This is a genomic window from Comamonas jiangduensis (assembly GCF_030162955.1).
GTDB classification, from domain to species: domain Bacteria; phylum Pseudomonadota; class Gammaproteobacteria; order Burkholderiales; family Burkholderiaceae_C; genus Comamonas; species Comamonas jiangduensis.
Genome location: NZ_JARXOV010000014.1, coordinates 16,688 through 29,296, shown reverse-complemented (window position 1 = coordinate 29,296; position 12,609 = coordinate 16,688). Strand labels below are relative to the sequence as shown.

Sequence of the window (12,609 nt, the reverse complement as noted above, 5' to 3'; positions counted from 1 at the left end):
GAAATGGCCAAAAAAGACGCTGTCATGAAACTAGACACAGCGGTTGCACTTATTTGCTTATAAAAATAGTGCGAAAGCTTACACCAGCAGCGCCACAGCGCCCGAGAACGTCACAAATGCCAGCGCCGTGCTGACCAAAATAATGCGTGCCACACGACCGCCGTGGGCGCCAAAGCGCTCCGTCAGCAGTGAGACATTGCTGGCGCTCGGCAATGCGGCCACCAACACCAAGGCCGTCACCGTCAGCGGCGCCATCACGACACCAGCGGCCATCGCTGCCTGACAGGCCAGCCACACCAGCAGCGGGTGCAGCAGCAACTTGACCAGGGCAATCGGCACGTAGTGGCGCGGCTGTACCTGCTCGTGCAGGTTGATTTGCGAGCGTGCCAGTACCGCACCAATGGTGAACAAGGCCACCGGCGAAGCAGCACCGGCCAACATGGCTACGGTTTTCTCCACCGGCCCAGGCAGCACCAACGCCCACGCCGATGCCAGCGCCCCCAGCACGATCGACCACGGCATGGGGTTGGTCAGCATGCCGCCCAGAGCCTTGCGCAGCGCCTGCACCGCACCCCCTTCGCCCTGCCCGAGGCGCGAGAGCGCAATACACAGCGAAGTGGTGATGACCATATCAATCGCCATGGTCAAAATGACTGGCCCGGCACTGGCCTCGCCCAGCAGGGCAACCAGCAGTGGCACCCCCATAAATCCCGAGTTGGGAAAGGCTGCCACCAACGCGCCAAATGCAGCATCGTTCCAGCCCCAACGCTGGCGGGTAGCCGCCACCGTGCCGGCCACCACCAGCAGGCCACATGCCAGATACACAAGGCCCACCGCCGGATTGAGCAACTGCGCAATCGGCGTTTGCGCACCAAAGCGGTACAGCATGCACGGCAGCGCAAAGTACAGCACAAAGGTGTTGAGCCCCGGAATGGCAGCCAGCGGCAGCCACCCCCTGCGCGTGGCAACAAAGCCGCAGAGCACCAGAGCAAAAAACGGGAAGGTGACAGCAAGTATGGACAGCACGGTGCGCGATTGTGGCAGTGGCACCGCTACTTTCCACTACACCGCTTACGCGCAGGCGACAACTGTTGCGGTGGGCAAACTCGCTGCCCACACGGGCAAGCGTGCAGCGGGCAGTGGCAGCCACGCAGCTTGCGTATGATTGGCTCACGCCTGCCTACCAGTTCCACTTCGTTGGTCAGGCGTTTGTTGTTTTTGCTCTTCTTTTTGCTCTTTGTTGCCTACCCATGTCTGCTGGTCTGAACCTTGCCCAACTCCAAGCTGTCCATTACACCGAAGGTCCCTGTCTGGTGCTGGCGGGCGCGGGCTCGGGCAAAACCCGCGTCATCACGCACAAGATTGGCAAGCTGATCGACAACGGTCTGGCCCCCAAACGCATTGCGGCCATCACCTTTACCAACAAGGCCGCCGCCGAAATGCGCGAGCGTGCCAAGGGTCTGATCGGCAAGCCCGCCAAAGACGTGATGATCTGCACCTTCCACTCGCTGGGCGTGCGCATGGTGCGCGAGGACGGGCATGTGCTGGGCCTCAAACCCAGCTTCAGCATTCTGGATTCGGACGATGTCACCGGCATCCTCAAAGACTGTGCCGGCGGCACCACCGATGTGGCCACGGCGCGCCAGTGGCAGTGGACCATCAGCAACTGGAAAAACGCGGGCTGGGACAGCCGCAAGGCCCTGGCCATGGCCCAGGACGATCACGAGCGCAGCATTGCCCTGATCATGCAGCGCTACGAAGAGCGCCTGACCGCCTACCAGAGCGTGGACTTTGACGATTTGATCGGCATGCCCATGCGCCTGCTCAAAAACCACGCCGAGGTGCGCGAGAAATGGCAGCGCCTGCTGGGCCACGTGCTGGTCGACGAATACCAGGACACCAACGCCACGCAGTACGAACTACTGAAACTGTTGGTGGGTGAGCGCGCCCATTTCACCGCTGTGGGTGACGACGACCAGTCCATCTACGGCTGGCGCGGCGCCACGCTGGACAACTTGAAGAAGTTGCCGATCGAATACCCCAACCTCAAGCTCATCAAGCTGGAGCAAAACTACCGCTCCACCAGCGCCATCCTGCGCGCGGCCAATAACGTGATTGGCCCCAACCCCAAGCTGTTTCCGAAGACGCTGTTTTCGGAACTGGGCGAGGGCGAGCCTGTGCGCATTCAGGACTGCGATACCGAAGAGCACGAGGCAGAGCGCGCGGCCATGCGCATCCAGAGCCTGCGGGCCAACATGAACCCGCAGCCCGCGTGGAAGGACTTTGCCATCCTCTACCGCGCCAACCACCAGGCCAAGCCGTTTGAAAAAGCGCTGCGCAAGCTCAACATTCCCTACAAGGTCTCGGGCGGCACCTCGTTCTTTGACCGCGCCGAAATCAAAGACCTGTGTGCGTGGTTCCGGCTGTGGATCAACAACGACGACGATCCGGCCTTCCTGCGTGCCATTGGCACTCCCAAGCGCGGCATTGGCCACACCACGCTGGGCAAACTGGGCGAGTTTTCGGGCCAGCACAAGCTGTCCATGTTTGGCGCGCTGTTTTCCCACATGCTCGCCGCCGTGCTGCCCAAGAAGGCGCACGAAGGGCTGCTGGAGTTTGGCCGCTACATCAACGATCTGGAGTACCGCGCCCGCCACACGCTGGGGGCCGAAGCTTCACGCACCTTCATGCTCGACTGGCTCAAGGAAATTGGCTACGAGCAGTACCTGTACGACAGCGAAGACAGCGAAACCGTGGCCGCCGCGCGCTGGACCAATGTGCTGGAGTTCTGCGACTGGATGAGCCAGCGCGCCGGTGGCCAGGTGGAAGATGCCGCAGGCACCACCACGCAGACCGAAGTCAAAAGCCTGCTGGAAGTGGCGCAGAACATTGCGCTGCTGTCCACCATCAGCGAGCGCGAGAAAGAGCAGGACATGGTGATCCTGTCCACCCTGCACGCCTCCAAGGGCCTGGAGTGGCCGCACGTGATGCTGGTGGGCGTGACCGAGGGCATGCTGCCCTTCAAGCTGGACGACAACGATGGCAAGCAGGAAAAGGTGAGCGATGACATCGCCGCCCGCCTGCAGGAAGAGCGCCGCCTGATGTACGTGGGGATTACCCGCGCCCAGCGCACGCTGGTGGTGAGCTGGACCAAGCGGCGCAAGAAAGGCCGCGAGATGGTGCAGTGCCAGCCCAGCCGCTTCATCAAGGAGATGAATCTGGATGCCAGCACCGCCCGTGAAGACCCGCGCGAAAAGCTGCGCCTGCTGCGCGAGCAACTGGCACGCAAAGTGGAAGCAGCCCCCAAACTGGTGGAAAACCAAAAATGATGAATTCAGTAGCTGTCAGCGCTTGCCAGACAAGCGTTTGCCGCTAAAAATCATCACCATGCAACAGCTTGCACTATGGACTGATGCGGTCGCTGCCACGCACCACTTCAGTAGCGCAAGCCTCCAAGCACCGCTGCGCCGGTGCAGATGAGGGAAGGAACCAAGCATGCACACAACCCGAATTCGTTTGGCCTGGCTGCTGAGCGCCACCACCGCCACCATGGCGACGACGGCACTGGCGCAGGGCATTACCCCCCAGGCAGCTGTCGTTGAAGACGCGTGGCGCCAGTGTGCTGCCACCACCGACAACACAGCCCGACTGGCCTGCTTTGACGCCTGGGCACAGCACCAGCAGCCCTTGACACCACCACCCGCTGCTGCATGGCAAGCCCCGGCTGCTTCGGCAACCAGCGCCAACCCTGAGGCCGTGGTACAACAAGCTGCCCAGGCACCAATGGTGCAGGCCGATGTGGTCGCAGGCCAAGGCCTGGTGCCCACCAATGGGGGCTGCCGCGATCCGCGCTACAGCGAAATCTCCCGCTTTTTTGAGCTGGAAAACGGCACCGATTGCGGCACCTTCACCTTCCGTGGCTACAAGCCCTTGTCGGTCTCGGTCGTCGCCGCCGACAGCGTGAACCAGCAGCCCAGCAGCCCCGGCAAAGCGCCTGCCGATTTCAAGGACTACCGCAAGCAAGAGTTGCGCATACAGCTCTCCGCCCGCACCAAGCTGGCGTCGGGCCTGCTGACCAGCCCCACTTCGGGGCTGCAAGACTCGCTGTGGGTGGGCTATACCCAGCAGTCTTACTGGCAGGTGTTCAGCCCCGATCTGTCACGGCCTTTCCGCACCACCGACCACGAGCCCGAGGTTTTCTACGTCTACCCCACGCAGGCCGCGCTGCCCTGGGGTTGGCAATTGCGCTACAGCGGTGCAGGCATGGTGCACCACTCCAACGGTCAAAGCGATCCGCTCTCGCGCAGCTGGAACCGCTGGTATGTGATGGCAGGCGCAGAGCTTGACCACCGCTGGCAGTTGCACGCCAAGTGGTGGAAACGCATGGCGGAAAGCACCACGGCTGACGACAACCCCGGCATTCAAAACTACTGGGGCCGCGCTGAGATCAAACTGGCTTGGCAGCCCAATGAGAAGAACATGCTGGGTCTGACCGCACGCGGCAGCCTGGGCCGAGGCTATGGCTCAGGCCGCCTGGAGTGGATGCGCACCATCGGCCAAGGCTGGAATGGCGCCAAAAGCAATTTACGACTGCACGTTCAGCTTTTTAGCGGTTATGGAGAAAGCCTGATTGATTACAACCGCAAGCGAACTTCACTTTCGGTAGGCTTGAGCCTGCTCGATTTTTAAGGCACGAAATCATCAAAATTCATAGCTTCTAGCGCTTATCCGGTAAGCGCTAGAAGCTATTTTTATGCATAAACTGCAATTGCTAACACTCGTCCACAATCAGCGCTTGTGGCAGCAGTGTTCTTCGCTCAGAATCACTCCCACGTTGGGGCGCTGACAAACGCTCCAAGCGCTCTCAAGAACTGGCAGGCTCAGGCCCACCATTTCATGTGTTTGGATGCCACCGAGGTCGCGGACAATGCGGCTCCAAGAATGACCATGAATTTGCAATACCAGCTCAAAGCAGGCAGCTATTACCTGTACGACATGCGCGACACACCCAGCGCAGTCACAGGCGAGCGCCGCTTCAAGCTCAAAACAGATTTGCTGGCCATTGCCTTTGACAATTACACAGGCGAAGTGCACCAGCACGGCACACCATCGCGCATCCAGTCATGGGCCACCACCACCCGCCGCCGCCTGCGCGCCAAGGGCCTGTGGCAAGAGGCGGAAGACATCATCGTCATCAGCGGCCCCTTCCCGGTGGAAGAAATCAACAAATGCCTGTGGATCAAAGGCTACTGCCGCCGCCTGCTGCAGCGTTTGTCCAAGCTGCCCCACGGCAAACTTCAAGCGCGCCCCGCATCACATACGGGCTACGGCAGCTACAACAGCCAAAAGGGCTGGCAGCGCCAAGCTGCCTAAGCCCTGGCTGCGTCTTACGCGGCCTCGTCGTCTTCCTCTGACACATCGGCATCGGGCTGTTCTGGCTCTCGCACAATCAGCACCGGACGCGTGCAGCGGTGAATCACGGCCTTGGACACCGACCCGACCAACACGCTCTCAATCGCTCCCATCCCGCGCGCGCCCAGCATCACCAGATCCGCGTTGAGCTGCTCGGCCATGTCCACCAGCACGGTGCTGGGCTCGCCCAGCACCACCTCCATGGAGTAGCCCACACCTGCGGCATCCAGCAAGGCAGCGCCAGCAGCCATCAGGTGTTCGCCCGCCTCCACCGCAGCGGCCGCAATGGCATCCGAATCCTGGGTAGCCAGCTCCAGCAATGAGGCCGGCTCTTGCACATTGACCAAAGCAATTTCTGCCCGCAGCCCGCGCGCCACCAGCGACAAGGCCTGGCGTACAGCTTCCAGCGATTCGTTTGAGCCATCGACGGCAATCATGATGTTGGTGTACATGATGTTCTCCTTGTGTGTTTGTGAACCCAGTGGGTTGGATTCCACTATAGACCACCCCGGCACGCTGACATCTGCGGCAGCACAACCCGCCTTCTGGGACAATGCGCGCCATCATGCTGCAGTTCGAACTTCTCACCACCGACCCCACCAGCCACGCGCGCCGTGGCACCTTGACCCTGAACCACGGCAAGGTCCAGACCCCCATCTTCATGCCCGTGGGCACCTATGGCACCGTCAAGGGCGTGATGCCCCGCAGCCTGGAAGAGATGGGCGCACAGATCATTCTGGGCAACACCTTCCACCTGTGGATGCGCCCCGGCCTGGACATCATGAAGACGTTCGGCGGGCTGCATGGCTTTGAGAAGTGGAACAAGCCCATCCTGACGGACTCCGGCGGTTTCCAAGTGTGGAGCCTGGGCGCGATGCGCAAGATCACCGAAGAAGGCGTGCACTTCCAAAGCCCCGTGAACGGCGACAAGCTGTTCATGTCACCTGAAGTGAGCATGCAGATCCAGACGGTGCTGAACTCCGACATCGTGATGCAACTGGACGAGTGCACCCCCTACGAGACCAACGGCCACAAGACCACGGAAGCCGAAGCGCGCAAGTCCATGGAGATGAGCCGCCGCTGGGCCCAGCGCTCCAAGGATGAGTTCGAGCGCCTGGGCAACCCCAACGCGCTGTTTGGCATTGTGCAAGGCGGCATGTTCACCAAGCTGCGTGAAGAGTCCCTGCAGGCGCTGGTGGAGATGGACTTTCCCGGCTACGCCGTGGGCGGTGTCTCCGTGGGCGAGCCCAAGGACGAGATGCTGGAAATCATGGCGCACACGCCCCACCTGCTGCCCGCCAACAAGCCCCGCTACCTGATGGGCGTGGGCACGCCCGAGGACCTGGTGCAGGGCGTGGCCGACGGCGTGGACATGTTCGATTGCGTCATGCCCACGCGCAATGCGCGCAACGGCACGGTGTTCACCCGGTATGGCGACCTGAAGCTGCGCAACGCCCGCCACAAGAGCGATCACCAGCCGCTGGACACCACCTGCACCTGCCACGCCTGCGCCGGTGCCAGCGGCGTGAGCTGGGACAACGGCGGCCGTGACGGCTTCAGCCGTGCCTACCTGCACCACCTGGACCGCTGCGGCGAGATGCTGGGCCCCATGCTGACCACCATCCACAACCTGCACTACTACCTGAACCTGATGCAGGAGGTGCGCAACGCGCTGGACGCCGGCACGTTCGCCCAGTTCCGCGCCCAGTTCAAGGCTGACCGCGCACGCGGCGTCTGAGCGCACAGCGCGCTGCCCTCCCCAGCCTCCTGCGGGAGGCTTTTTACATTCCTCTGGCGGGGTGCGCACCCTGCACAGGTCGACGAACGGCAGCAGGCCGATCCGGTGTCCTACTTGGGCGCCGTATGAAACGCTGAGAATGAGAGCGTCCCTACTCCTGCAGTCCCTGCGCCCACCGTGCCCCTGGATGTCTCACCCCCTTCTGTCCAGCCCCCGTCCGTCTGGCACGGGCAGGCTGCGCTGTCCGCCAGCATCCTGGTGGCCTGCCTGCTGGGCATCTACAGCCGCCCACTGGGGTTCATGGCGGCCTTCTGGCCGGCCAATGCCATCTTGCTGGGCCTGCTGCTGCGCCACCCCGAGCTGGCACGCCGCCCGGGCAGTTGGCTGTATGCCCTGCTGGCCTACGTCACCGCCGACCTGCTGACCGGCTCCACCCTGTTCACGGCTCTCACGCTGAACCTGGCGAACCTGATTGGGGTGCTGGCCGGCTGGCTGTTCCTGGCGCGCGTGCGCAACCAGGTGCTGGGGTTTAAGCACCAGCGCTCGGTGATGACCGTCTTTCTGGCTTGCCTGCTGGCATCCGTGGTCTGCACGCTGGCGGGGGCCTGGCCCAGCGCCATCGCTTTCCACCTGCCGTTGTGGCAGTCAGCGCTGCTGTGGCTGTCGGCAGAGTTCTACAACTACGTGCTGATCCTGCCGGTGTTCCTGGCCGCCCCCAGCGGCTGGCCCTGGACCTGGCAGTTGCCCAAGCAGCAGCACTCCTGGAACGACGCGCTGCCCCTGCTGGCCCTGATTCTCAGCGAGGCCTTCAGCCAGCTGATCGGGGGCCACGGCGCCATGGCCTTCAGCATGCCCGCCATGGTCTGGTGTGCCATGAGCTACGGCGTCTTCCCGATCACCGTGCTGAGCTTGCTGGTCTGCCTGTGGAAAACCGGGCTGCTGGCCGTCAGCTCCTTCGACTTTGTCCCGGAGCACCTGGACGATGTGCTGTCCTACCGCACCGGGCTGGCCATGCTGTCGCTGGCGCCCCTGGCGGTGGCCTGTGCCTACACGCTGCGCATGCAGGCCCTGCAGAAGCTGCACCACGCGGTGCACCATGACTCGCTGACCGGAGTGCTGGCCCGCAGTGCACTGCTGGAGCGTGGCCAGAAGCTGCTCTCGCGCCTGGAGGAAGAAGGCCAGTCCGTCGCCGTGCTGATGCTGGACCTTGACCATTTCAAGCAGGTCAACGACCACTACGGCCATGCCCAGGGCGATGTGGTGCTGCAGACCTTTGCCCAGCTGGCCAGCGAGGCACTGCGCCCCGACGACCTGCTGGGCCGCTTGGGCGGCGAGGAATTCGCCATCCTGCTGCCGCGCACGCAGCGCGAACAGGCCCTGGCCGTGGGCCAGCGCATCTGTGAGCGCCTGCGCGATTACCGCTTCCCGCTGGAGGACGGCGCCCCCTTCCAAGTCACGCTGAGCATCGGCCTGCACGCTGTGATGTCCATCGGCAAGCAGGACAGCATTGAGCAGTTGCTGTCCAAGGCCGACGCTGCGCTGTACCTGGCCAAGCGCAGCGGCCGCAACCAGGTGCGCCAGTACGGGCCGGAGCTAGCCCCGTCATCCATTTAAAACCATAGCTAGCGGCGCTTGTTAAACAATGGTTTTCGACAGAAAAGCATTGGAAACCCAGGAAATACGAGCGCCCACAGCTCCTGTTTTATCGGTCTGCAGATGCCGGAGGTGCTTCCGGTTCCAGCGCAACAGGTGCGGGGGCCGCAGCGCCACAGCGGTAGCAGAACTTGGCAAAACTGCTGGTGCGTGCCTGGCAGGCAGGGCATTTTTCAAACAGGCCAATGCCGCAGTGCGGGCAATAGTCCGTCACGCCGTCTTTCAAATCCACCGCACGCTCGCACCCGGGGCACACGCCTTTGCTCAGGTACGTCCAGGCCTTGTCGTAGGTCAGCTGGGTGCGCCGCTGATTGGCGGGCAAGGATTCTGCCTGGCGCTGGCGCTCCAGATAGCGTTGCAGCGCCCCAATGGCCCAGCGCCCCACCAGTACCGTCAGCACAATCCCGACCAGCGAGCGCACATAGCCGCCATAGCTGGGCAGGTAGGGCACCAGCTCGACAAAAAATGCGAACAGCGCAAAGAAGATAAAGCCCCAGACAAAAGGCCACCAGGTGCTCTTGCGCTTCTTCACAAACAGCCAGCCTGCCAGCACCAGCAAGGGCAGCGTGATTGCCAGGCGATACAAAAACACCCGCAGCTCTTGCGCACGTTCCGCCTGGTGCAGCTTTTGCCGTGCCGCATCTTCCATTTCGGCCAGTTGCTGGCTGACCCGCGCCGCCTGCTGGCGCGCATTGAGCAGCGCCTGCTCCTGGTCCTGCAGCGCCTGCTGGGCTGTGCGCTCAGCCTGGCGCAACTGCTCCAGCGCCTGGTTGCGCTGCATCACCTCGGGGTCTTGCTCGCTGCGCTGCGTGGCAGAACGGGTGGCAATCCAGCTGTTGAAGCTGTCCCGCGCCACCTGCGTGTCGCTGCGCGCTTGCTGCCATTGCAGCTGCGCCTGATCGCGCGCCTCAATGGCCTGGCGCTGTGCGGTTTGCAAGCGCTGTTGCTGGGCACGCAAAGGCTGCACCTGGGCCAGATCCAAAAAATCATCGGTTTCCAGCCGCTGCTCCACGCGCGGCAGATCGTCCACCACCGATGAGCCCAATCCGATCAAAAAGCTGGCAAACACTACCGCCACCAGCCACAGACCGCGGCGAAACCATGTTTCCGACCAACGCGCTGACTTAGCCATGAAAAACCTCCCTTTGCTGCTGTGCGCGCATTATGCGGAGGGCGTGCGGATACGGCCCACCATCCGTAGTAACCAGTTTTTACTGCGACGCAGATACTGCGGATCACGCCAGCACATCAACGCCAGCCACAAGGCATTGGCAACGCCCATGCTCAAAAACAGCTGCGGCACATTCAGCCCCGCCGCCAGCAAGGCGCCCGCCAGCAGCGCCGAAAACACCATGAACAAGGCATTCAAAATATTGTTGGCCGCAATAATGCGCGCCCGGTGCGTGACCGGGCTGCGCTGCTGAATCAGGGCATACAAGGGCACGCTGTACACCCCCGCAGACAGCGACAGGCCCCACAAGTCCAGCAACACATGCCAGCGCCCCGGTGCATGCAGGAAATCACCCAGGCCCAAGAGCTGTGCAGCGGGCGGCAGGCTCTCCAGCGTCCACCACAAATCCACGGCAAACACCGTCATGCCCACGGCCCCCAAGGGCACCAATCCCGGCTCTACACGTCCACGCGAGAGCGATTCGCACAACAGCGCACCGGCCCCCACCCCCAAAGAAAACACCACCAGCAGCAAGGCGGCCACTTGCTCATTGCCATGCAACACATCCTTGGCCAACACTGGAAATTCCGCCAAAAACACCGCGCCAAAAAACCACATCCAGCTAATACCCAGCAGCCCCCGAAACACCATGCCATCGGTACGTGCCAGCCGCAAATTGGCCATGGTTTCACTCCAGGGATTCCAGTTCATCTGATGGCGCATCGGGGGGTGGCCCTGGGCCGGAATCGCATGGGCCGTCCAGCGCCCCAGCAAGGCCAGCAACAGGCACACCACACCCATATGGATGCGCCCGACTTGGGGTGTGGCAATCAGCAAGCCTCCCGCCACATTACCCAGCAAGATCGCGACAAACGTACCCATCTCCACCATGCCGTTGCCACCCGTCAGCTCCGAAGGTTTGAGCACTTGCGGCAGGTATGCAAACTTCGCCGGCCCAAAAAAGGTGGAATGCACCCCCATGCCCACCAGACACAGCAGCAGCAACGCAGGCCACTGCATGACCAAACCCAGCAAAGCCACAGCCATGATGGCGATTTCGCAATCTTTGACCCGGCGCATCAGCACCGTTTTGTCCATGCGATCTGCCAGTTGCCCAGCCGTTGCAGACAGCAGCACAAAGGGCGTAATGAACAGCGCGCCAATCACCAAGCCCGCCACCGGCGCTGGCAACCATGCCACCTGCAACTGGTAGGTCACCAATACCGTCAGGGCGAACTTGAACAGGTTGTCGTTTGCGGCCCCCAGAAACTGGGTCCAAAAAAATGGGCCAAATCGTTGTTGACGCAGCAAGGCAAACTGCGGGCTGGAGTCACTCATATCAAAGCCTGTAGCGGCTGGGTAAAAACGAGCAATTGCGCACTCATATCTTGCAACTGGCCTGCATCAATTTCATAGCTGGACGTAAAACCCAGCAAAGGAATGGGGCCCAGTGCATGGCGAATCAGCTGCAACTCGGCATCCACCTGAGGCAGTCGCGCTGGGGCATGGCGGCGTTGGTTACGAATGTAAACGGCACCGCAGATGCTGCGCCCCATCGGAGCCGTCGCGTCTGACGCTGCTGGCTGCAACGCCGCAGCCGTGAGCAGCTCCCACAGCTGCGCACATGCGCGGCGCATATCCGTGCGCATAGCCTGCTCATCGGCCTGGCAAGGCGTCATGGTCTCGCCAAGCTGGGGCGTGCCCTGCACCACCACCCCTTGGCGCAGCAGATCAATGCCTGCCACGCGCATCACACGGGCCTGGGCAGCAATGCATGCGCCCTGTACATAGTCTCCGGGCGCAGCCATGGCAATCATCGTCTGCTGCACCTTGCGCCAAATCGCATCTGCATCCGGGTTGCGCTGCGCAAACACATCGCCCCAATCCACATTGCTGAAAAACACTTCCAACGCTGGTTGACCATCCAGTTCCAGCACCACATCACCATCCACGCTGGTGATGGTGTGGCTGGCCCCTATGGGCTTGCAGCCCTGCATGCCCACGGCGATACACTCCACGCCGGCAGCAAAAGCCACCCCGGAAAAACCGCCCACTTGGACACCGCCGCCGCCAATGCTCCGCGGCATATGCTGTGCTTCACCAGCGCTCCATGCCCACTGCGCGTGGTGGCCCTGCAGATCACACACCCCACCGGTCAGACAGGCATCGCCCAGCTGTTCTCGCAGCAGTTGCATATTCGCAGTGTGCAGGGCGGCGGTGGCGTCGCCATGCACCAAGACCGTATGCGGCACCAACTGCCTGGCATGCCAGGGCGTCACCCCGGAAAACACTTGGTACTCATGCGTTTGCAACCGAGGCAACATGACCGCCACTGCGCCAGTCTGCCCGTAATCCATGTCACCGGCCAGCACCGTATGAGCCACGCAGCCCACCCAGTCCTGCACCTGCGGCAAAGCCTGCGACAGCATGGCCACAATTTCACGCGCGTGGCTGGCATAGCACGCAGACACATAAATCACCCCGAGCGGGCATTGCGCCTGCAGCTTTTGCATGCTGATCTGCGCATGCAGTTGCACCACGACCTGCTGGACGGCTTGTTGCCACACCGCATGGCCAGCGTGGGCACAGGGGAAAAATGGCATCAAGCAGCAGCTCCTTGTCCCAGCTTGCACAT

9 protein-coding genes and 1 pseudogene are annotated in these 12,609 nt (G+C 62.2%); 5 read left to right on the top strand and 5 right to left on the bottom strand.

Translation table 11 applies throughout. The features are described 5' to 3' along the window. Nucleotides 1-78 precede the first annotated feature (78 nt). Complete coding sequence (locus QEP12_RS11690; protein WP_174862237.1) at nucleotides 79-1,026, bottom strand: AEC family transporter; 948 nt, start codon at nucleotides 1,024-1,026, stop codon at nucleotides 79-81. A gap of 224 nt (nucleotides 1,027-1,250) precedes the next feature. On the opposite strand from QEP12_RS11690, the gene QEP12_RS11685 reads away from it, so the two are divergent. The 3 genes from QEP12_RS11685 (at nucleotide 1,251) to QEP12_RS11675 (ending at nucleotide 5,373) form a co-directional block, all read left to right on the top strand. Then, nucleotides 1,251-3,329, top strand: a complete 2,079-nt coding sequence (locus tag QEP12_RS11685) for an ATP-dependent helicase (RefSeq protein ID WP_219163572.1) — start codon at nucleotides 1,251-1,253, stop codon at nucleotides 3,327-3,329. A 220-nt stretch (nucleotides 3,330-3,549) separates the two neighbouring features. Then, nucleotides 3,550-4,689, top strand: coding sequence for a phospholipase A (locus QEP12_RS11680; RefSeq protein WP_246253909.1), 1,140 nt, complete (start codon nucleotides 3,550-3,552; stop codon nucleotides 4,687-4,689). Nucleotides 4,690-4,947: 258 nt separating this feature from the next. Further along, nucleotides 4,948-5,373, top strand: a complete 426-nt coding sequence (locus QEP12_RS11675; RefSeq protein ID WP_219163570.1) for a hypothetical protein — start codon at nucleotides 4,948-4,950, stop codon at nucleotides 5,371-5,373. A gap of 14 nt (nucleotides 5,374-5,387) precedes the next feature. Here the strand turns inward: QEP12_RS11675 and QEP12_RS11670 are convergent, their stop codons facing one another. Continuing rightward, nucleotides 5,388-5,864, bottom strand: a complete 477-nt coding sequence (locus QEP12_RS11670) for a universal stress protein (RefSeq protein ID WP_284214371.1) — start codon at nucleotides 5,862-5,864, stop codon at nucleotides 5,388-5,390. 113 nt (nucleotides 5,865-5,977) lie between these two features. Here QEP12_RS11670 and tgt point away from each other — a divergent pair, with 113 nt between their 5' ends. Together tgt and QEP12_RS11660 are read left to right on the top strand one after the other, a co-directional pair. Further along, nucleotides 5,978-7,150 (top strand): tRNA guanosine(34) transglycosylase Tgt, encoded by a 1,173-nt coding sequence (gene tgt, locus QEP12_RS11665; RefSeq protein WP_284214370.1) that lies wholly within the window; start codon nucleotides 5,978-5,980, stop codon nucleotides 7,148-7,150. 177 nt (nucleotides 7,151-7,327) lie between these two features. After that, entirely contained in the window at nucleotides 7,328-8,764 is a 1,437-nt protein-coding gene (locus QEP12_RS11660) for a GGDEF domain-containing protein (protein ID WP_284214368.1), read from the top strand. A gap of 88 nt (nucleotides 8,765-8,852) precedes the next feature. Here the strand turns inward: QEP12_RS11660 and QEP12_RS11655 are convergent, their stop codons facing one another. From QEP12_RS11655 to QEP12_RS11645, 3 genes and pseudogenes are all read right to left on the bottom strand, one after another. Next, entirely contained in the window at nucleotides 8,853-9,935 is a 1,083-nt protein-coding gene (locus QEP12_RS11655) for a serine endopeptidase (RefSeq protein ID WP_284214367.1), read from the bottom strand. 45 nt (nucleotides 9,936-9,980) lie between these two features. Further along, nucleotides 9,981-11,312, bottom strand: a pseudogene (locus QEP12_RS11650) (MFS transporter); the annotation flags it as partial. Beyond that, on the bottom strand, nucleotides 11,309-12,577 hold the full coding sequence (locus tag QEP12_RS11645) for an FIST N-terminal domain-containing protein (RefSeq protein WP_284214366.1): 1,269 nt from the start codon (nucleotides 12,575-12,577) through the stop codon (nucleotides 11,309-11,311). The gene QEP12_RS11645 and the pseudogene QEP12_RS11650, both read right to left, overlap by 4 nt. Nucleotides 12,578-12,609 lie beyond the last annotated feature (32 nt).

Bases quoted from the DNA above. Each gene is read 5' to 3' on its own strand.
- QEP12_RS11685 (WP_219163572.1), top strand. From the start codon at position 1,251: ATGTCTGCTGGTCTGAACCTTGCCCAACTCCAAGCTGTCCATTACACC.
- QEP12_RS11680 (WP_246253909.1), top strand. From the start codon at position 3,550: ATGGCGACGACGGCACTGGCGCAGGGCATTACCCCCCAGGCAGCTGTC.
- QEP12_RS11675 (WP_219163570.1), top strand. From the start codon at position 4,948: ATGAATTTGCAATACCAGCTCAAAGCAGGCAGCTATTACCTGTACGAC.
- QEP12_RS11670 (WP_284214371.1), bottom strand. From the start codon at position 5,864: ATGTACACCAACATCATGATTGCCGTCGATGGCTCAAACGAATCGCTG.
- tgt (WP_284214370.1), top strand. From the start codon at position 5,978: ATGCTGCAGTTCGAACTTCTCACCACCGACCCCACCAGCCACGCGCGC.
- QEP12_RS11655 (WP_284214367.1), bottom strand. From the start codon at position 9,935: ATGGCTAAGTCAGCGCGTTGGTCGGAAACATGGTTTCGCCGCGGTCTG.
- QEP12_RS11645 (WP_284214366.1), bottom strand. From the start codon at position 12,577: ATGCCATTTTTCCCCTGTGCCCACGCTGGCCATGCGGTGTGGCAACAA.